Below are 22231 nucleotides of genomic sequence, written 5' to 3'. Positions count from 1 at the left end.
GGGGAGATATCAAATCTCGCTTGAATACCCTGAAATAAGTTCTGGGTGATGATGCACTGGAAAGGCCCATTTAATAGATTTCTCGACTGCGTTGCTCTTCGCTCGAAATGGCGATAGTCCGGAACATTTTAACTTTACAACATTCCAACTTTTAACACCAGATCTAACTCACCAACAACTTATAACCTTTTCCGTGTACATTAATAATTTCTACTGAAGAATCGGCCTTAAGATACTTACGTAGTTTGCTTAAAAATACATCCATGCTTCTTCCATTAAAGTAATTGTCATCATGCCAAATGCTTAACAGGGCTTCCTCACGGGTTAAAACCGTATTCTTTTTCAAACACAAAAGTCGTAAAAGCTCAGCTTCTTTGGTAGAGAGTTTCTGCTGATGATCGTTATCGGTAATAATCTGAGTGGTGTAATCAAAATGATAGCGACCAATAGAAAACTGGGTTTCGGCAACCTCATCATTGTTATCTGTTTTATTTGCTATCCGCTTAAACATCGCATTGATCCGCAACAAAAGCTCCTCTATGCGAAAAGGCTTGGTGATATAATCATCCCCGCCTAAATCATAGGCAGCAGATTTATCTTCTAACATCGTTTTAGCCGTTGCAAAAATAATGGGCACCTGGGTGTTTACCTTCCTAATATCTTTACCCAAGGTAAAGCCATCTTTTTTGGGCATCATTACATCTAAAATACATAAATCAAAATTTTGCTTATTAAATGCTTTCAAACCATCGTCCCCATCAGTGCAAAGCACTACATCAAACTTACCTTTCAGCTGCAGATAGTCTTGTAACAATAAACCTAAATTTGGGTCATCTTCTACCAGTAGTATTTTTTTCATTTTCTTATTTATTCGATACGCGCCTTAGCCACATTAGCTTTGATGATAAATATGCGTAATTATTTAATTTAAACTAAAAATTAATACGACAATATATTAGAGCTCTCTAATATTGATGCAGCTAGATTTTGTAACAATTTTCCTGTTTTACAACGGTAAAGAGATCTCGAATGTTGTTCCTTTATCTTTTTCGCTACTCACTTTAATTGTACCATTCAGTATTTTAATAATATCCTGTACATAATTTAAACCCAGGCCAAAGCCTTTAACATCATGTAAATTCCCGGTTGGCACCCGATAAAACTGATCAAAAATCCTTTTTGATTGCTCTTTGGTCATGCCAATGCCCTTATCCGCTATTTCAATAACTAAATTCTTACCAACATTACGGGTGGTAATGGTAATCTCAGGCGTATCATTACTGTATTTATTCGCATTGTCAATGAGGTTATAAATTACATTAGATAGATGCAGCTCATCACCATATACAACAGCATTCTCTGCATCGGTATGCACATTAATAATGGCATTCCTTTTTTGCAGCTGTAACTCCATGCTATCCAGCACAATCACAATCAAGTCGTTCACATCCACTTCTGCGTTTTCCATTTTAAGCTCTCCCTTTTCTAAGCGGGCAATACTTAAAACACGCTCAATGTGGCTCCCCAGTCGAACATTTTCATCGTAAATAATTCCAGCCAAACGTTTCAACCGGGCTTTATCTTCTGTCACCTCCGGATCTTTTAAAGCCTCACTCGCAATCATGATCGTGGCTACAGGCGTTTTAAACTCGTGTGTCATGTTATTGATGAAATCCGTTTTCATTTCCGACAGTTTTTTCTGCTTCAAAATTGCATAAAGGGTATAAGAGAAGATGAAAACAAGTACCAGCAACAAGCCAATTGACGATGCAAGTGTAGCACTCAGATTGGCTATAATAGCTGAGTTTTTATTCGGAAAACTAACGAAGAGCATTCCAGGATCTCGAAAAATATCATTTCCGAATAAGGGCGTTTTATAGGTGTTTTCTGGCAAAAATGCTCCTTTAACCTGAGATGCCATCATGAAAATAGTCGAATCTTTCCTGGCCAGCGAAATCCGGTAAGAAGGCACTAAGGTAATGTTATTGGCCAGCAGCTCTTGTTTTAATAAACGGCCCAAGGAACTAAAATTAATACGTTTATAAATGGGCACATTTGTTTCCTGCAGTTCTTTAGATACATCCTCCACTACACTTGAGCGGGTATAGGAAAAAGTATCCTTGCCCAGTGCTGCAATTTTTAAGGCTAATTTTTTACGTTCAATCTCATCCTCGCGTTGAAATTTTTTCTGTAAATCGTTCGGAATCTTTGGAACGTTTGCAAAACCCGGACTGCCATCCCGCGGATCAAAAACCAGATATCTCAATGTATCAGGCAAACTCTGCAGGCTTTTAAACTCGAATGTTTTGGGTGGTGCGGTAAAGGGTTTGGTGCGCATGCTATAACCTTTTAAAATAAGGCTTTTAACATCAATAATCGCATCCATCTGCAAATCCAGCTTATCACCATTTTCTGAACTAAGCGAAGTATATTCCCTTTCAGAAATTACATTTGGTGCACGGTAAGATACCCGGATAATACTATCCTGTTGGTTTAGGTAGCTTTCAATCTGATTTTCACGCTCTGCCTGCCTCAGCTCAGCTTCCTGTGCATATTGTTGCCGTAAATCTTTAATATCCAATGCCCGCTGTCTGGAATCCTGCAATTGCCTCAACTTATTTTCAGCATCTTTGCGGTTTAAGTGATCGGCAACATTTCTACGCTGTAGTTTATTCACTACCGACGTTAGCGTTTGATTTACCTGTTCATCAAAAAGCTGTGATTTGAGTTTATACGATTCCCTTATATAATACAATTGCATTACAAATACACCAAGCAGCGCAACTGTCATTAAAACCGTAATTAACCAAAAACTTCTTTTCTTCATAAACCAGGACCAGATCGGTTTCAAAACAAAAAAAACCGGACATAATCTTCTTAAATCTAAACAGATATCAAAAATACTGATTAGCTAAGCGATGTGTTTGTTTTTAACATATTTTAACAGCGGGAAGATTTCTGAAGTTTATCCAGTCTGGGGCATAGAGACTTCGGAAGTCTGGCGGGTCAAAAAAAATGCCGAGGCTAAGCCTCGGCATGGTTCAAAATTGTTTGCTTAAAAAAGATTCTTTATTTAGAAAGGCAAATCATCATCTTCACCTGGCGCATTGCTTACATCAACCGGAGCCGCATAAGCTGGTGTAGCTGCTGGAGCACCTGCTGCAACGGCATTGATACGCCAAACAACCAAGCTGTTAAAATATGATGTTTTACCCGTTTTATCTGTCCAAGGGCGACCACGTAAATTAAAGAAAACCTCAACCTCATCGCCTGCTTTAAATGAATCTAATAATGCAGTTTTATCTTGTAAAGCCTCAAAACGGATATATTCAGGGTATGTTGGATTTTCTGCGTATTCTACTATTAAATCACGTTTTTTAAACGTTTCACTTACTTGTTGCGTGGCACCTACTTCGTGTACTTTTCCTTTAATTTCCATAACTAATACTACTTAATGTACTATAAACATCAAATCTCTATAATTTTATTGATAACTTCGCATATATTATGATGCAAGTTTTCCACAATAAAAGCAAGGTAATTATTACCTGCAATAAGCGCCTTTCGCCATACTTACAAGAAGAAGTTACCGCTTTAGGCTACACCATTGAGCGGTCATTTGCCACGGGTGTTGAACTCCATATTACCCTTACAGAGTGTATTAAGCTAAACCTCAACTTACGCTGTGCCAGTCAGATTCTATATGCTATAAAAAGTTTCAAAGCCATTACACCAGATGACCTGTATAAAGAAATTGCAGCCATTGAGTGGGAAGAACTGATTGATTTTTCGGGTTATTTCTCTGTAACCTCAAATGTGGATAACCCCAATATTACTACACCGCTTTTTGCAAACTTAAAGGTTAAGGATGCGATTGTAGACCGAATGAAAGCGAAAAAAGGCATCCGCCCTAATTCCGGATCGGACGCCAATAAAACGGTGGTGCATTTATATTGGAAAGATGCTGACGCCGATGTCTTTATGGATACTTCCGGCGAAACCCTCGCCAAACATGGCTACCGTAAAATACCAGGAAAGGCTCCTATGTTAGAGGCATTGGCTGCGGGAGTTATTTTAGCAACCAAATGGGATAAGAAATCAGCATTTATCAACCCCATGTGCGGATCGGGAACCTTAGCTATTGAAGCCGCCCTGTTGGCTACTAACCGCGCTCCTGGATTGTACCGCATGAATTATGGGTTTATGCATATTTTGGGTTATAATGAAGAAGTTTTTTTCGCGGAGCGCAGAATTTTAAAAGATCAGGTAATTAAAAATATTGATTTTAAAATTGTCGCTTCCGATCTTTCGGAGGATGCAGTTGAAGTAACACGTCGAAATGCTAAAACGGCGGGTGTTGATACTTTAATTGAATTTGAGGTTTGCGATTTTGAATTAACACCAGTCCCCGACGATGGAAAAGGTGTTGTTGTTTTCAACCCCGAATACGGAGAACGTTTAGGGGTACACAGCAAGCTTGAATTTACCTATAAACGCATGGGTGATTTTATGAAAACGAAATGCAAGGGCTATGCTGGTTATATTTTCACCGGAAATCCTGATCTTGCAAAAAAAATCGGATTAAAAGCTGCCAAGAAAATCGAATTTTATAATGGTAAATTAGATTGTCGTTTATTGGAATACGAATTATATGAGGGTTCACGCAGGGCCCCATTAGTTGATGCATAGTCTTTTTCATAAGAAATTGATATATTACACGCTATTACCTACCGCAACGTAGAAATTTGACAAGTATGGAATTTGATGACATGGATCATATGCCCGAATGGGAGCATTTTAGCCGATTTGGTCGGGATGATGAGGCTGAAGAAAATCTTTCAAGCGTTGATGCCGAGAAGGTTAGACTCAAGGTAACCAGAGCTAAAAGCCTTTACAACCAGGCAAGAGCCGTATACAAATATGCTGCCCTATTCTGTGAAACGCTGGAAGGAGAAATGGCAGAAATGACCGCTAACTTAATTATGCAAAATGCCCTGATGTTATGCCCTAAAATTGTTGGTGCAGAAGGAGCGGATATGTATATTTTAAGAATGGAAAATGCTTCTATCATCAGAACCAACTGCAGAGAACTAGAAACCCAGGTAAGAGCGGCAGATATGTTCGAAATATGTACGCCAGAATATAGAGATATCGTATTAGGCGAAATTGAAAAATTTCGCCTACTCTTCATCGAATGGGTTAAACATTTCGAAAAAGATGAGTTTGAAGATGATTGGGGCTTATACTGATTCTACATACCCTTTTATCATTTCATTACCGTTTACCAATTAAATCCTCTTATTTCTACACCATATATCGTTTAAAAATTTCCTACTGCTAGCTAAAAACAAAAACCTGACCATGGGCTAAAATAGCTAAACATTTTTGCTTATCTTTTTGTTATCATATAAATCATCATCCCGTTTTCGTGTAATTCTTAATGTATTAAATTAATACTCTAAAATCTGTAGGAGTGAAAGTTTCGTACATAATAAAAAATATCAAAAATTATCCGTTTTATGGAAGATGTATTAGCTTTAAAGACAAAGAATGTAGCCGGGAATATTAGAAAAATTAGAGAATACAGAGATTACACTCAGGATTATCTGGCGGCAAAACTAAAAATATCCCAAAATGCTTACAGCAAAATCGAGCTTGGTTATAGTAAATTAACTATTGACCGTTTATTTCATATTGCGGCAATTTTGGAAGTTGAGGTAACACATTTATTAACTTTAAATCATGGTGATTTGATCAAAATCATTGCTGATGATGAAAAAAGAACGGCAACGGCAAGCTAAGCCGTTGCTGTTGATATCATTTCTTGTGCCCTGCAAATAATTCCGATACCTTTGGAGCAAATTCAAAAATATGCAGGCCTCCATTCAAAAAACTATCGATTTTGTTCAGAAAACACTAGCCAATGCTGAAGCAGGACACGATTGGTTTCATATAGAGCGTGTTTTTAAAACTGCACAAACCATTAATCAACAAGAAAATGGCGATGAACTTATAGTGGCTTTCGCCGCCTTGCTACATGATATTGCTGATCCTAAATTCAATAATGGTGATGAAGAACTAGGGCCGAACATGGCTGCATCATTTTTGTCATCGATTGATATTGATCCTAACATTATTTCGCATGTTAAATTGATTATTCAGAACATGTCGTTCAAAAACAGTTTTGATAGTACAGGTTTTACGTCAAAAGAAATGCAGATTGTACAGGATGCAGACCGACTTGATGCTATAGGTGCTATTGGTATTGCCAGGGCATTTACCTATGGAGGATTCAAAAACAGGGTGCTTTACGATCCCACTATTTTACCACAAGTACACCTCAATAAAGAAAGCTACAAAAACACCACAGCACCTACTATTAACCATTTTTACGAAAAACTGCTATTACTAAAAAATATGATGAATACTGAAGCAGGGAAAGCTATGGCTACAGAGCGGCACAATTTTATGCTCCTCTATCTTGAACACTTTTATAAAGAATGGGAAGGCAAATAACATTCAATTTCATACGATTATTCCTTATCCGAGTAGCTTAAACGAATCTTTTTACTAATATTTTTAGTTATTAAACTATCTTTGTTAGCAAAATACTTCCTATGTTTGATCGTATCCGTGAAAAATTAAACATTCTTGCCGATGCCGCTAAATATGATGTTTCTTGTTCATCAAGCGGCGGTACGAGAAAGAACGATAATAAAGGACTTGGCAATAGCCATACCTCTGGCATTTGCCATACCTATACAGAAGATGGTAGATGCGTTTCTTTATTAAAAATCTTGCTCACCAACCATTGCATTTACGATTGTTTATTTTGTGTTTCACGCAAAAGTAACGATATAAAACGTGCCGCCTTTACCGTAGACGAAGTGGTAGAATTGACCATGAACTTTTATCGCCGCAATTATATAGAGGGTTTGTTTTTAAGTTCAGGGATTTTTAAAAATGCTGATTTTACGATGGAAAGGCTGTTACTGGTGGTAAAAAAATTGCGTTTAGAACAAAATTACAATGGCTACATCCATTTAAAAACCATTCCTGGTGCAAGCGATGAATTAATTAAGGAAGCAGGTCTGTATGCCGACCGGATGAGCATTAACCTGGAAATGCCTACCGAGGCCGGATTAAAACTCTTGGCACCGGAAAAAAATCATGCCGACGTAATTAAGCCACTCGACTTCGTGCAAAAACAGATTACTCAGTTTTCAGCAGATAAAAAATTAATCAAACATATCCCGAAATTTGTACCGGCAGGGCAAAGCACTCAAATGGTTATTGGTGCCACGCCCGAGAGTGATAAAGACATTATGTATACCGCTAATGCCTTTTATAAAAATTTTTCTCTAAAGAGAGTATACTATTCTGGTTACGTACCCATTAGTAATGATACCAGAATGCCCATACTGGGCACACAACCACCATTGTTACGGGAAAACCGCTTGTATCAAACCGATTGGTTGATGCGTTTTTACGGCTTTAAGGTTCAGGAAATTCTAAATGACGCTAACCCTAACCTTGATATTGATATTGATCCAAAATTAAGCTGGGCAATTAGAAACATGCAACATTTCCCTGTTGATATCAATACTGCTGATTATAAAATGATCTTGAGAATACCTGGAATCGGGGTAATGTCGGCAAAAAAGATTGTGCAGGCCCGTAAGTTTGGTAAACTCAGGATTGACCAGCTTAAGAAAATAGGTATAGCCTATAATAAAGCGAAACACTTTATTATCTGTTCCGACAGCCCTTATCAGTTAAAAGATTATCAGGGTACACAGATCAAGGCTTTTATTCTGGCTGAAAGCAAGAGTAAGTACTTAAAAACAGATAGCAACCAGATGATTTTGTTTTAAACCAGTAACCGTCGATCAGAGTACAACGGAGTTGAGAACCACAGTGCTCAGCGAAGCTAAATCTATCTAGTTAGATCTAACAAACAACCCATGACCTACATTTTTGATGGTTCGCTACAAGGGCTTTTAACAGCCGTTTTTGAATGGTTTGAGCGCAAGCCTGGCAAAGTAGTGCTTAAATCAACCGAAATGTTCCAGCCGGAAGCCTTTGCAGAAAGCTTTATGGTGATCACTGACGCAACAAAGGCCGACCGCGTTTGGGCCGGGCTTCAGAAAAAACTGAAGAAAGAATGGCTCCGTAAATTTTATTGCAGTTATTTATCCGAAATCCCGGAAGCTTACAATCATCTCTTCCAATTTTCGATTTACATTTTTAAACATGCTGCCGGTGCAGAAGGGAACTATGGCAATGAGCACGTAATTGCCCTTTCTAAATATGCTAAAAGCGTAGAACGTGAAAAACACCGTATGGAAGCATTTATCCGCTTTCAGAAAACCGGAGATGGGATATTTTATTCAGGTATCGATCCTGATTTTAATGTACTTCCTTTGATATCCAATCATTTCAAAAACCGATATGCTGATCAACAATGGGTGATTTATGATTTAAAAAGGAAATATGGTCTGCACTATAATTTAACCTCCGTTGAAGAAATTACGATCAGTTTTACCAATGGGATAAATAAACAAAATCCGGCGTCAATTTTAATGGATGAAAGTGAAAATTTATATGCAACGCTATGGAAAGATTATTTTAAAAGCGCAAATATCGTAGCCCGCAAAAACACAAAACTGCATGTGCAGCATGTGCCCAAACGGTATTGGAAATATTTAACAGAAAAGGAAATATAAATAACTGAACACTAGGCAGCTTACCATTCGCTGTATGATGCCATTATTGACAGATTTAAATAAAAAGCTTCGTCAAGCAATCATGACTCCATCGGGAGGACCCATAAAACCGAATTTAATCCTCATTTATATTGACTTTCGTTCAATAAATTATCCTCACAATGAAGACCCCTAATTTATTTAAGAACTAGACATACTGCCATGCTGACATCCTTACAAGCTATTAGCACGAAAAGATTGACAGTTTGGTGAAAATTTGTCCCTCAAAATCACTTGGCATAAAAAGTGTTAATTGTAAGCTTAGTTAAAAATTTAAATCAAAATAATAAAAGTTATGGCGTTAAACCTTAAACCAATTGCTGGCAGTTCGAACAGAGTAATCGTTGAACCGGCTGCAGCAGAAGAGAAAACTGCATCAGGTTTGTATATCCCTGATACTGCAAAAGAAAAACCATCTAAAGGAACAGTAGTTTCTGTTTCTGAAGAAGATTCTGAAGGTAAAAAAGCAAGTGTAAAAGTTGGCGATGTTGTAATTTATGGTAAATACGGCGGTACTGAATTTCCTTATGAAGGTAAAGATTACCTGATTATGCGTGAAACTGATATTTACGCTGTTGTTGGGTAAAAATTGAAATGTTGTAACGTTATAACGTTGTAATGTTATATAAATCGGAAGAGTGAAATATTTCAACCTTCCAACATTAAAACTTTAAAATATTTTTAAAAATGTCAAAACAAGTAAAATATAACGTAGAAGCACGCGACGCCCTGAAAAGAGGAGTTGATATTCTTGCAAATGCAGTAAAAGTAACTTTAGGTCCAAAAGGACGTAACGTAATTATCGATAAAAAATTCGGTTCTCCAGCCATTACCAAAGATGGTGTTACGGTAGCTAAAGAAATCGAATTGAAAGACGCGGTTGAGAACATGGGTGCTCAAATGGTTAAAGAAGTAGCATCAAAAACAGCCGATATTGCTGGTGATGGTACTACTACTGCCACTGTGTTGGCTCAGGCGATCATCACTACAGGTATTAAAAACGTAGCTGCCGGTGCAAACCCAATGGATTTAAAACGTGGTATCGATAAAGCGGTTGCAGCTGTGGTAGAAAACTTAAAAACACAATCGCAAACTGTTGGAGAAGACAACAACAAAATCAAACAAGTTGCCTCTATTTCTGCTAACAATGATGAAGTAATCGGTGCATTAATTGCGGAAGCAATGGGTAAAGTTGGTAAAGATGGTGTAATTACTGTTGAGGAAGCAAAAGGTACTGAAACTGAAGTTAAAACAGTAGAAGGTATGCAGTTTGACAGAGGTTACTTATCTCCATACTTTGTTACCAATGCAGATAAAATGGAAGCTGAATTAGACAGCCCTTACATTTTAATCTACGACAAAAAAATCAGCAACATGAAAGAATTGTTGCCGGTTTTAGAAAAAACAGTGCAAACTGGTAAGCCGTTAGTAATCATTTCTGAAGATTTAGATGGCGAAGCTTTAGCTACTTTAGTGGTTAACAAAATCCGTGGTTCATTAAAAGTTGTGGCTGTTAAAGCGCCAGGATTCGGTGACAGAAGAAAAGCCATGTTAGAAGACATCGCGATCTTAACCGGTGGTACTGTTATTTCGGAAGAAAGAGGCTACAAATTAGAAAATGCTGATTTAACCTATTTAGGTTCTGCCGAGAAAGTAGTTGTTGATAAAGACAATACAACCGTGATTAACGGCTCAGGCAATACAGATGATATTAAAGCACGTGTTAACCAGATTAAAGCGCAAATTGAAACTACCACTTCTGACTACGATAAAGAAAAACTACAAGAGCGTTTAGCTAAATTAGCAGGTGGTGTTGCGGTGCTTTATGTTGGTGCAGCTAGTGAGGTTGAAATGAAAGAGAAAAAAGATCGTGTTGATGATGCTTTACACGCAACCCGTGCGGCTGTTGAAGAAGGTATTGTTGCAGGTGGTGGTGTAGCTTTCATCCGCGCAGTAGCATCTATTGCTGATTTAAAAGGTGTTAACGAAGATGAAAATACAGGTATCCAGATTATTCGTCGCGCAATAGAGGAACCACTACGTCAAATTTGCGAAAACGCAGGTATTGAAGGTTCTATCGTAGTACAAAAAGTTAAAGAAGGTACAGCAGATTTCGGTTATAACGCACGTACTGGTGCTTACGAAAACTTAATCGGTGCTGGTGTTATTGATCCAACTAAAGTTAGTCGTGTAGCTTTAGAAAATGCAGCATCAATTGCAGCCATGTTATTAACTACAGAAGTTGTTTTAGCAGATGAGCCTGAAGAAGGTGGTGCTCCAATGCCTCCAATGGGCGGCGGCGGCATGGGTGGTATGATGTAATATCACGCTGTCATAGCGAAATGATTTCGTGTAAAAAAACCCTCAAGGCATAATATCTTGAGGGTTTTTTTATGCGCTATACTGCCAGAAAAAGCCTTATCAAGTCTATAGCTTATTTATTTGGTAGTTTTGGTGTAAAGTTTTGCAGACGTAACACAAAAACTACGTAATTTATACCAAATATTTATTGACGTGTCTTAGGCTTAGTACTCATTTATGATATTGATTAAATCGATCATTAAAAAAAGTCACCGGAACGCGATAAAGTCAATCCCTCTTATTAAATGTGTATGAAAATTCGTTGTAAAAGGAAATGGTTTTCTTTTGTCCTATTTTTTTGGACATTTTTACTCACGTCAAACGTTTTTGCCCAAGTAACCATTGGCCTTGTAGATTCCGGACCATATACACCTGGTAGTACCATCGCTGTTCCTTTTAAAGTACCAGCAAACTGTATATCACAAGGCAATCAATTTCAGCTCTATTTATCTGATCAGAATGGAAATTTCGCAACAGAGACCCTTATCGGTACTTATGCTGGCTTTTATAGTACTTACATCAATGGATTACTTCCTGCCGGCCTTACACCTGGTACAGGTTACCGTGTTAGGGTTAAAACGACAATTCCTGTAACAGAGAGCGCCTCTTCAACCCCTTTTGAGGTGAGAGCAGGAGCTGCTGTTGAAGCGAAGTTAACCTCCACATTGTTAAATACATCAAATAACGAGACCTTTGGCACTTGTAGCAGCCGACCTGATAACTCATTCGTTCTTGAAAATGAATCGACCGCCACAAGTGAAGTGACCGCAGAAATAACTGACGAAATTAATCTTGGGACTCCCCAAACATTGGTTTTTACCAATCCTCTTCAAAATTTTACCGCCAAACAAGTACATTATACTATTATGGTAAAGGCCAAAATGCCTAACGGAGATGTTGCCACCAAAGCCTATCTGTTGATTAATAACAAAGCCATAACAGCTTTTGCCAGCACAGGAAATCCAGTATTATGTCTACCAGCTGCGGAATTTACATTCAATGTTGATGTAACATCAGTTTCAGGTATTCAAAATAACTTTCCAGGAGATGTTTATTCCATAACATGGGGAGACCAGACTGCAACTACCTACACCCTTTGTGAAATTATAGCAAATAATGGGCAAATTAAACATACTTATACAAGATCATCTTGCGGAAGTGTTTCAACGTCAAGTGCGGGCACAATTTATAACGCTTTTGACGTTTCTATTAATGTATTAAATGATTTTTGCGGTAAAATTGGAACTCCGGTCTCCTCATCTGCCAAAGTGGTTGAAAAACCTCAAAATGACTTTAGCTTTAATCCTATTGGCTGTACCAATGCTGATATCCCTTTTGTAAACACATCTACGTTAGGTGAAAATCCAGAAACCAACACTGCGGCCTGTACTCCAAACAATGTGACTTTTAACTGGTATGTTGACGGGGTACTTATCAAGGCGAACCAACCAAAATCATACATTTTTGTACATAAATTTTTGATTCATGGAAATCATGAAATAGCGCTAGAGTCCAAAAGCACGGGGCCTTGTCCAGCTGAAACTGTAAAATACACGATCTGTATCCAGGATCCTCCAAAACCAGATTTCAGCTTACCATCAAATACAATTTGTGCCGGAACAACACTAAAAGCAACTGATCTTTCAGTTTTCGATAATATCTGCGATGCCGGTAATACCTATTTATGGTCAGTCAGTCCAGCGGTTGATTTTGTAGAAGGCACGAGTGCCACAAGCAAAGAACCAGTATTCAGCTTTTCTACAGCGGGTAAATATACCATAACCTTAGGCATCACCACCGCATCTTGCGGCATAACCACCAGCCGGCCACAAACCGTAGTGGTAAATGAAATTCCAAAAGCCACACTTTCGCCTGACATCACACTTTGCAATCTTGCAACCTACGATTTTAACAATACCACAACGGGACCAACCCAAACGTTAATTACCGGTACCACAGAAGATTTGCCAGACACTTATACCTGGACAGTTGTTCCGTCGGGAGCAGGAACTTATAGCTTTACTGGCAGTACAACTGCTAATTCAAAATACCCATCGATAAAATTCGATAGCTATGATACTTATACAGTAAAGGTTGTCCATAAAAATAACTGTGGCACGGCCGAAGATACCCAGGTCCTCACATTTAGTACTGCTCCGGTAGTTAATGCAGGCCCCGACCAAAGCATTTGCTTTAACGATCCAAGTTTTACCTTGAGTGGCACGATAAGTGGAACGACAACCACTCAGACATGGATTGGAGGCGAGGGAAGTTTTACACCTAGCAGAAACGATTTAAATGCAACCTACACCCCTACCGCAGCCGAAAAAACAGCTGGAATGGTTACTCTAACATTAAGAGTCACTACAGCATTGGCTGCTCCATGCAACCAGATTGATGATGAGGTCATACTAAAAATTAAACCCGATATCAGCTTAACAAGTGATGCAACTAAGACCATCTGTACAGGTAACCGAGTGGCTTATACCCCAACCTCTGCAGTTCCGGATGTTACCTATACCTGGACCGCCACAGGAACAGCGTCTGCTACTGGCTACAGCGCAACCGGAACTGGTGATATTAACGACGTACTCATCAATAACGATCTCAATGCAGATGCCAATGTTACCTATACCATTACCCCTCATTTAGAAGGATGCGATGGCACACCTTTTTTACTACTTGTTGTGATTAAGCCAAATCCTATTGCAACCGCAATGGCCGCAAAATCAACAATTTGTAATGGTACTTCATCTGCTATCACCTTATCAGCAAATCTAGCAGATATAAATTATACCTATACCAGTTCGGTAACAGGCGCAATTACTGGCAATAGCAATAGAACGGTAGCTTCGGCAGACACTCAGATTAATGATATTTTAACCAATTCAGGTACCACATCAGGCACCGTAACTTATACCATCAACCCCATATCAACAAACGGCTGTCCAGGTACACCAACAACCATTACCATTACTGTTTTGCCCAATGCAACACTGGCTAATGCGGGGCCAGATGAGGCAGTCTGCAATGCTACATCTTATACATTGAAAGGAAACAGTCCGGTGGTAGGAATGGGCAAATGGACCATCGTTTCTGCGCCAACAACTGTAACTTTTGCTGATGATACGCAGAGCAATACAACCATCTCAGGCTTACAGGCAGGAAATACCTATACTTTAAGATGGACCATTAGCGATGCCAATTGTTCAACATCAAACGATGATGTTCAGATTACCAGTAACCCAATCAGTATTGGCGGCACAACAACAGGCGACGTAAATGTATGTGCGGGTGCAAATGGCGGAAACATCAGTTTAACAGGGCAGGTTGGAAACATTATCCGCTGGGAAAGCTCCATAGATAATGGTGCAAATTGGTCTGTCATTCCCTCAAATGCAAATCCTTATGTATTTTCTAACCTCTCCACTACTACGCAGTATCGTGCGGTAGTACAAAGTGGTAGTTGTTCAGAAGCTATATCGACTGTAACAACAATCACAGTTAATCCAGGCACAGTTGCAGCAAATGCAGGCTCAGATCAAAGCCTATGCAGCGGCAATGGGGTTACATTAAATGGCAATGACCCTTTGCCCAACAATGGGATGTGGACATTAGTATCAGTACAAACTGGCGTCACCATAACTGAACCCACACTTAGAAATACCACTGTCACAGGCCTTGTTCCTGGTCAAACCTACACTTTCAGATGGACAATTACAGGTTCTGGCGGTTGCCCTCCTTCCGCCGATGATGTGACCATCACTTATTATTCGCCAGTTACCAATAACATCTCCGCATCTGCAGCTCCGGTTTGTGCGGCACAAACCATCACTATTGTGGGGGATACGCCAACTGGAGGTACAGGAACATACGCCTACCAATGGCAAAGCAGTGCCGATGGTAATACATGGGCCAACATAACATCGGCCACTAATAAGGATTTAACCGCAACAGCTACAGTTTCTACCTATTTCAGGAGATTGGTAAATAGCACCATTTGTACATCAATTAGCAACTCGGTACAGATTACTGTTTTACCAGGGATAACCAACAATACCATTTCTGCCGATCAAAACATTTGCGCAGGCATAGCTGCCGCAACTTTGACAGGCACTACACCAAGCGGCGGTAGCGGCACTTACACCTATCAATGGCAATCAAGCTTAAATGGAACCGATTGGAGTGATGTGCAAGGTGCAAACAGCGTAAACTTTACTCCTCCAATACCAACTGTAAGCATTTATTACCGTAGATCGGTAGCCAGCGGGGTTTGTAACAACATTTTAAGCAACGAAATTAAGATAACGGTAAACCCTAATGCAAAAGCCGAAATAACTTATAATACCAAAACGGGTTGTGCTCCTTTTAAACTCGATGCTAACAATATTGCTGCAACCTTACATCCTGATAGAAATAATACTTATACCTGGTTTGCCAACAATGTACAAATCGGAGTGGGACCAACTTTTCCAGGTTATACCATCACAAATGGTAACGAAACTGTAACTATAAAACTTGTTGTAACCAGTAGCCTGGGTTGTAATTCAGATGAAAAAAGCGAGGTTTTCAGCACTTTCCCTATCGTTACCCCTGGATTTACACAAAGCGTAACAGAAGGTTGTGGCCCGCTTAGTGTTACTTTCACCAATACTACTAATCCGCTCAATGGTGCAAGTTATGTTTGGGATTTTGGTAACGGACAATCTTCCACCCTCACACAGCCTGCAGCAATAACTTTTATAGCTGATCCAACCGGAAAAGACAAAATCTATAAAATTACGCTAACCACAACCTTACCTTGTGGCCCAGCTGTTGTTACCTCTGCAACAGTTATTGTACATGCCAAACCTGTCGCCATATTTTCACCTGATAAAACAACAGGATGCGCTGATCTCTTGGTAACCTTTGTAAATAACAGTCCGGAGAGTGCAGGCACAATATATACCTATGATTTTGGTGATGGCACTTCATCAGGACCGCTAACTGATAGAAGAACAATAAGTCATACCTTCAAAACGCTGGTAGTAAAGGATTTTACGGTAACCATGACGGCTAAAAGTAGCTGTGGGGAGGCAAATGCAATTCCGGTTATCATTAGGGTTTCACCCAACACAATTACCCCTGGACTAGTAGTAAATGGCAACGAAAAAGTGGGTTGCGTGCCGTTTACTGTTAACTTGATCAATAATACAACCGGCGCAAGCAATTTTACTTACACTTTTACCAATGATGACACGGGCGAAATCAGCACCGCGTATTCCAATACTACAGGTGTTTTCCCAAAAACTTTTGACAAGCCAGGGAAATATACCATTAAACTGGATGCAGAAAATGACTGTTCAAAAAGCTCGATAAGCGAAACTGTAACGATCTTGCCACAACCAACCGCTGGTTTTACAGCTGATAAAACAATTAGTTGTTCTAATCTTACCGTTAAATTTAAAAATACAAGTGTTGGAGCAGTTGCCTATGTATGGGATTTTGGTGACGGTTCGCCAACTTCAACGGATTTTGAACCCCAGCATACCTACACGGGTTCAGGCGTAAACTATAAAGTTACCCTTACGGCCATAAACAGCCAGCGCTGCCAAAACACCTTAAGCTTACCAGATTATATTCAACTTGTGGCTCCGCCTAATGCTTCGTTCATGGTAACTCCTGGTAACGAGCTCTCTGTTCCTAACTACAGCTTTGGCTTTAAAGATACCAGTACAGGAGCAGTAAGCTGGGAATGGTCTTTTGGCGATGGCACTAAATCTACTTTGCAAAATCCTAACCATACTTATGCCAACGAAGGTGCGTATACTGTAACCTTAAAAGTATTAAATAAGGAAGATTGCTCAGCTAACACATTCCAATCAGTGAGAATTATTAGTGTACCTGGTAATTTAAGTATTCCTAACTCTTTCATGCCGGCAAGTGCGAAAAATGAGGTTAAAACTTTTAAGGCGAAAGGTAGGGGGATAAAAGAATGGAACATGTCTATTTTTAACAAATGGGGTCAGTTAATCTGGGAAACAAACAAACTGGATGACGGCGCTCCGGCAGAAGGTTGGGATGGAACTTATAAAGGTCAGGATCAGCCTCAAGGCATCTACTACTGGAAAGTAGATGTGAAATTTATTAATGGAAGCGATTGGAGAGGTATAACCTACGACTCGTCTCCTCCAAAAAAAACAGGTGTAATATATTTAATCAGATAGATAATGAGGAGAAGGATAATTTCAGTTTTATTAGGGTTGCTACCTATGATTTCATGGGCACAAGACCACATTTACTCACAGTTTTACAATGCGCCAATTTACTTGAATCCGGCACTTACCGGCCAGTTTGAAGGCGACATCAGGTTTAATGCACTTTATCGTAACCAATGGACAGGCTTGTCCAGTGATTATTCATATATGACTGCTTCCGGAGATCTCAACCTGAGTAGACTGAATAGCGGCGTTGGGATTATTTTTAACCGCAGCAGCGAAGGCACAGCCTATCTGGTCAAGAACAATATTGCCTTAAGCTATTCCTATATCATCGGAGGAGACGATTTTGCCTTATCATTTGGATTGCAAGCAGGAATTACCAACCAAAAGCTAAATTGGGATAAACTCGTGTTTGGTGATCAGATCGATGTGATTGGTTATATCCCAGGCAGTATTTCGGGTGCAGAAAGGCCGAATGTAGATAGCCGGTATTATTTCGATTCAAATGCTGGCGCCAACCTGGTGGTCGGAAAATTTATGATGGGATTAGCAGTGCATCACCTTAATCGTCCGGATGAATCCTTGTCTGGCTTTCAGGCCAAATTACCAATGCGCATATCGGGCAATTTAAGCTACAAATTAACCTTGGTACCAGATGAGTACGACCGTGACGGAAATTACCTCATCCCCTCCATAATTGCATATAAACAAGGCAATATAAAATCGTTTAGTGCGGGCATGCAATATAAGTATGCGAGTATAAATGCGGGGATCTGGTACCGCAATGATGGTAATTCTAACGGGAACGACGCTATTGTATTTTCGGTAATCTTCGATATTTTTAACCGCAGAACCAATGGTGAAAAATTTCGGTTGGGCATCAGTCACGATGCTACAACTTCAAAGATTAATTATAGCAATACAGGTGGAACATCCGAAATTGGTGTAGGTTACGAAAAATATTTTCCAAATAGTTCAAACGGTGGCCGCGCAAATGGACTAAGATGTTATGATTTTTATTAATTTGCCCTTGATAATTAAAGGCGATGAACGAAATTATAGAACAAAACCATTTCATTACACAAAGTGAAATCAATAAATTTTTATTGGCGACTTTACTTTGCGGTATAATCGGAGCCGAACGAGAATACAGAAGTAAATCTGCCGGATTAAAAACCATGATGATGATTGGTTTGGGCGCGACCCTGTTTACTATTTTGTCTATCAAAATAGGGCCTACCAGTCAAGATCGTATCGCCTCGAATATTGTAACCGGCATTGGTTTTTTAGGGGCTGGAGTAATTTTTAAAGAAGAAAACCGCGTTAAGGGCCTAACCACGGCCTGCATCATCTGGATTGTAGCAGCCATTGGCATGGCAGTAGGTTCTGGTTATTACGAACAGGCCATCGGTGTAACTGCAGTGGTGATGCTGGCCTTGATTATCTTCCCTTTTTTAGAAGAAATTGGCGACCGACGTTTTACCAAACGGATCTATCGTATTGTTAAAAAACAACATGTGCATGGCGATTTAGAAAGTTACGAAGAAGTTTTTAGAGAAAGCAAACTGAAACCTCAACGTGGCAAACATCAGCTGGTAAACAATATCATTACCGGAAACTGGACGGCAACAGGCACGCCACAAAATCACCAGAAGTTTGTAGAACGAATGCTAAAAGATAAGGATATTATTGAATTTGATTTTTAGCCAAATAAATTAATTCCACATTTTTCTAAATCATTTTGCTTTCCACGTGAAACAGGCTAAAAATAGCGATCGGACGAGATTTCCTCAGAAGTTAAACGTAGATTAAAGCGAATCTTATTCTGGCATCTAAAATCATATGTCCAATTTTAAGTATTGCACCTCTCTACCATTTTTTGGAGTAACTTTAGATGAAATTGGCACATTTAAGCCTGTAATCACCAAAAATAAATTTAGCCGAAATCATAAAACAATCATAGATTTGTATAACTAACTTTCATAATGATCAAGGAACAAATTTCGGTTTTCGATATTTTTAAAATAGGTATCGGCCCATCCAGTTCACATACTTTAGGTCCATGGCGGGCTGCCCAGCAATTTACGGCTTCCCTTACACAGCACGACCTGATTAACAATGTTGAGGGCATCAAAATATTGTTGTATGGCTCTCTTGCCAAAACAGGTAAAGGCCATGGAACTGATGTAGCCATTCTATTGGGTTTAACAGGTGCCGATCCGGTAACTTTTGATGTGGATGCGGTTACCCCCACTTTTGAAAGCATTCAAAGAGATAAAAAGTTAAATCTTGCTGATCAATTCATTCTTGATTTTGATTACGACAATGACCTGCTTTTCCTATTTGCAGAAAGTTTACCTTTTCACCCCAATGCTGTTACTTTTCAGGCATTTTTAAAGGATGGGAAAGCTTTTTCCGAAACCTATTATTCTATTGGAGGCGGCTTTGTGGTAAAAGAGGGCGAAGACAGTAGCAAAAAAGCACAGGTAGACCTTCCCTTTCCGGTAGACAAAGCCAAAGATCTTTTACACTGGTGTTTATCTACTGGTTTAAAGGTGAGCGAAGTCGTAATGGAGAATGAACTGGCCTGGCGTACTGAGGCAGAGACAAAAAAAGGCATTTTACAGCATTTCGCTGTGATGCGTGACTGTATTTACCGCGGCTGCCATACTACGGGTTTTTTACCGGGAGGCTTAAATGTGGCAAGGAGAGCATTTCTGCTGAATAAGCGGTTAATAGGTAGAAATGAATATTTAGATTATACCGGTTGGGTAGAAGCAATCAGAAAAGGTGGAAACGGCTTTAACTATATTTTAGACTGGGTAAGTTGTTTTGCACTAGCCGTTAATGAAGAAAATGCATCATTTGGTCGTGTGGTAACCGCCCCTACCAATGGTGCTGCGGGTGTAATCCCTGCCGTATTACAATATTTCATCACCTTTTGCGATGGCTATAGCGAAGATAAAATCATCCAATTTGTTGCCTGTGCATCAGAAATCGGCAGCATTTTCAAAAAAGGAGCAACTATTTCAGCCGCCATGGGCGGATGCCAGGCTGAAATCGGCGTTTCTTCTGCCATGGCTGCAGCAGCTTTAACAGAATGTTTAGGCGGTTCGCAAAGACAGGTTTTAATGGCAGCAGAAATTGCCATGGAACATCACCTGGGCTTAACCTGCGATCCGATTGGTGGTCTGGTACAGATTCCATGCATCGAGAGAAACACCATGGGCGCTATCAAAGCCATTACCGCCAGCCAATTGGCGCTACAAAGTAATCCTGATAAGGCAAAAGTAAGCCTTGATGCTGTGGTAAATACCATGTGGGAAACTGCACTCGATATGAATGCCAAGTACAAAGAAACATCAGATGGTGGATTGGCAACCAATATTCCTATCAGTTTACCAGAATGTTAATTCAACATTGTTGCAATAAAATGACCGATGTTATCGATTTATTACAAAATTTTTTGAGGTCAAATCAACAAGTATTTTTACATTCGTTGAATTATTAATTATTCATAAAAATGATCAACTACACCAAAATCAGTGTGATTGGTTTGGCATTGTCGTTATCTATATCAGCGACTTATGCACAAGACAATCTCGTTAATTCTTTAAAAAACAACCAAAGCGAAAACAGTGCAGCTTCTTTCAAATTTACCGAAGTAATTAACCTGGCCAATACCCCGGTTCAGAACCAGGGATCTTCAGGTACCTGCTGGAGCTATTCTACCAACTCATTTTTAGAATCAGAAATGATTAAAGCCGGCAAACAGCCTGTAGCTTTATCTCCGCTTTTTTCGGCCCGTAATGCTTACGTAGAAAAAGGTAAAAATTATGTGCGTATGCATGGTGCGGTTTCATTAGGTGATGGTGGTGCTTTGCATGATGTAATCAATATGTACAGAAAATATGGTGCAGTTCCACAAGAGGTATACACCGGACTAAACTATGGTACCAAAATCAATAAAACTGCAGAACTTGGTGATATTGAAAAAGGCGTTTTAGAAGCTGTTGTAAAAAACTCAAATGGCGAGTTAACACCAAACTGGCTAAAAGCTTATACAGGTGTAATTGATGCTTATTTAGGCTCAGTACCAGAAAATTTCACTTATAATGGGAAAAAATACACTCCAAAAACTTTTGCACAGGAAATGGTGGGTTTAAATCCAGATAACTATGTAGAACTTTCCTCATTCAATGATCATCCTTTCTATAGCAAATTTACTCTATTGGTACCTGATAACTGGTCATTCGATCAAGTTTATAACGTAAAAGTAAATGAGTTAACAGATATTATTGATAATGCTTTAAAAGGTGGCTATACGGTGGCATGGGCTACAGATGTTAGCGAAAAAAACTTCAGCTGGAAAAATGGCGTAGCCTTTGTACCGCAAACACCTTTTGCTGAAATGACCGCAAAACAAAAAGCAGAAATGTTTAACGGCCCGCAGCCAGAGATGGAAATTACGCAGGAAAACCGTCAGCTTGCATTTGATAACTATCAAACAACTGATGATCACGGCATGCACATTGTTGGTTTAGCCAAAGATCAAACCGGTAAAGAATATTATATCGTTAAGAACTCCTGGGGGGCAAGCAACGATTACAAAGGATATTTATATGTTACTAAAAACTACGTTAAATATAAAACAACAGCAATTTTGTTAAACAAAGCAGGCATTCCGTCTGCAATTGCCAAGAAATTAGCTTTGTAATTAAATTTATTCGAAAAGCCGCAGGAGAAATTCTGCGGCTTTTTTGTTTGGGTTTAACCGCGAAGGTTTCCGCAAAACCTAATGGTCGTCACCCTGAATTTATTTCAGGGTCTATCCTAGCAAGAAAGATGCTGAAACGAGTTCAGCATGACGATCGTGTTAAGAACTGTGTTAAAATTCGTCCCTAC

At 39.3% G+C, this 22231-nt stretch carries 16 protein-coding genes; 13 read left to right on the top strand and 3 right to left on the bottom strand.

The features are described from left to right. Nucleotides 1-163: 163 nt before the first annotated feature. From PGN18_RS07520 to PGN18_RS07510, 3 genes are all read right to left on the bottom strand, one after another. Nucleotides 164-859: a response regulator transcription factor gene (locus tag PGN18_RS07520; RefSeq protein WP_335318827.1), complete on the bottom strand. Its 696-nt coding sequence runs from the start codon at nucleotides 857-859 to the stop codon at nucleotides 164-166. A gap of 147 nt (nucleotides 860-1006) precedes the next feature. After that, nucleotides 1007-2827 carry a sensor histidine kinase gene (locus PGN18_RS07515; protein ID WP_335318826.1) on the bottom strand — a complete coding sequence of 607 codons (1821 nt, stop codon included), beginning with the start codon at nucleotides 2825-2827 and terminating at the stop codon, nucleotides 1007-1009. Nucleotides 2828-3073: 246 nt separating this feature from the next. After that, a complete protein-coding gene (locus PGN18_RS07510; RefSeq protein ID WP_335318824.1) occupies nucleotides 3074-3439 on the bottom strand; it encodes a DUF3127 domain-containing protein in 366 nt (121 codons plus the stop codon). A gap of 71 nt (nucleotides 3440-3510) precedes the next feature. On the opposite strand from PGN18_RS07510, the gene PGN18_RS07505 reads away from it, so the two are divergent. The 13 genes from PGN18_RS07505 (at nucleotide 3511) to PGN18_RS07445 (ending at nucleotide 22043) form a co-directional block, all read left to right on the top strand. Beyond that, a complete protein-coding gene (locus PGN18_RS07505; protein WP_335319128.1) occupies nucleotides 3511-4689 on the top strand; it encodes a THUMP domain-containing class I SAM-dependent RNA methyltransferase in 1179 nt (392 codons plus the stop codon). Between the two features lie 65 nt (nucleotides 4690-4754). Further along, entirely contained in the window at nucleotides 4755-5249 is a 495-nt protein-coding gene (locus PGN18_RS07500; RefSeq protein ID WP_335318823.1) for a hypothetical protein, read from the top strand. Between the two features lie 270 nt (nucleotides 5250-5519). Further along, entirely contained in the window at nucleotides 5520-5801 is a 282-nt protein-coding gene (locus PGN18_RS07495) for a helix-turn-helix domain-containing protein (RefSeq protein WP_335318822.1), read from the top strand. Between the two features lie 70 nt (nucleotides 5802-5871). Continuing rightward, the gene (locus PGN18_RS07490) at nucleotides 5872-6516 is read left to right on the top strand and encodes an HD domain-containing protein (RefSeq protein ID WP_335318821.1); all 645 of its coding nucleotides are present in this window, start codon (nucleotides 5872-5874) and stop codon (nucleotides 6514-6516) included. Nucleotides 6517-6617: 101 nt separating this feature from the next. Further along, nucleotides 6618-7874 carry a putative DNA modification/repair radical SAM protein gene (locus PGN18_RS07485; RefSeq protein WP_335318820.1) on the top strand — a complete coding sequence of 419 codons (1257 nt, stop codon included), beginning with the start codon at nucleotides 6618-6620 and terminating at the stop codon, nucleotides 7872-7874. Between the two features lie 90 nt (nucleotides 7875-7964). Then, nucleotides 7965-8726 carry a TIGR03915 family putative DNA repair protein gene (locus PGN18_RS07480; RefSeq protein WP_335318819.1) on the top strand — a complete coding sequence of 254 codons (762 nt, stop codon included), beginning with the start codon at nucleotides 7965-7967 and terminating at the stop codon, nucleotides 8724-8726. A gap of 334 nt (nucleotides 8727-9060) precedes the next feature. Further along, nucleotides 9061-9351 (top strand): co-chaperone GroES, encoded by a 291-nt coding sequence (locus PGN18_RS07475; protein ID WP_025141798.1) that lies wholly within the window; start codon nucleotides 9061-9063, stop codon nucleotides 9349-9351. 101 nt (nucleotides 9352-9452) lie between these two features. Next, nucleotides 9453-11087 carry a chaperonin GroEL gene (groL, locus tag PGN18_RS07470; protein WP_090983555.1) on the top strand — a complete coding sequence of 545 codons (1635 nt, stop codon included), beginning with the start codon at nucleotides 9453-9455 and terminating at the stop codon, nucleotides 11085-11087. A 290-nt stretch (nucleotides 11088-11377) separates the two neighbouring features. Next, nucleotides 11378-17332, top strand: coding sequence for a PKD domain-containing protein (locus PGN18_RS07465; RefSeq protein ID WP_335318814.1), 5955 nt, complete (start codon nucleotides 11378-11380; stop codon nucleotides 17330-17332). A gap of 3 nt (nucleotides 17333-17335) precedes the next feature. Further along, on the top strand, nucleotides 17336-18349 hold the full coding sequence (locus PGN18_RS07460) for a PorP/SprF family type IX secretion system membrane protein (protein ID WP_335318813.1): 1014 nt from the start codon (nucleotides 17336-17338) through the stop codon (nucleotides 18347-18349). Between the two features lie 23 nt (nucleotides 18350-18372). After that, a complete protein-coding gene (locus tag PGN18_RS07455) occupies nucleotides 18373-19032 on the top strand; it encodes an MgtC/SapB family protein (protein WP_335318812.1) in 660 nt (219 codons plus the stop codon). 279 nt (nucleotides 19033-19311) lie between these two features. Then, complete coding sequence (locus PGN18_RS07450; protein ID WP_335318810.1) at nucleotides 19312-20739, top strand: L-serine ammonia-lyase; 1428 nt, start codon at nucleotides 19312-19314, stop codon at nucleotides 20737-20739. A gap of 110 nt (nucleotides 20740-20849) precedes the next feature. After that, nucleotides 20850-22043: an aminopeptidase C gene (locus PGN18_RS07445; RefSeq protein ID WP_335318809.1), complete on the top strand. Its 1194-nt coding sequence runs from the start codon at nucleotides 20850-20852 to the stop codon at nucleotides 22041-22043. Nucleotides 22044-22231: the final 188 nt, after the last annotated feature.

The sequence above is a fragment of the Pedobacter terrae genome, from assembly GCF_036946585.1.
Lineage (GTDB): Bacteria > Bacteroidota > Bacteroidia > Sphingobacteriales > Sphingobacteriaceae > Pedobacter > Pedobacter terrae_C.
This window is presented reverse-complemented; position numbering and strand designations above follow the sequence as displayed.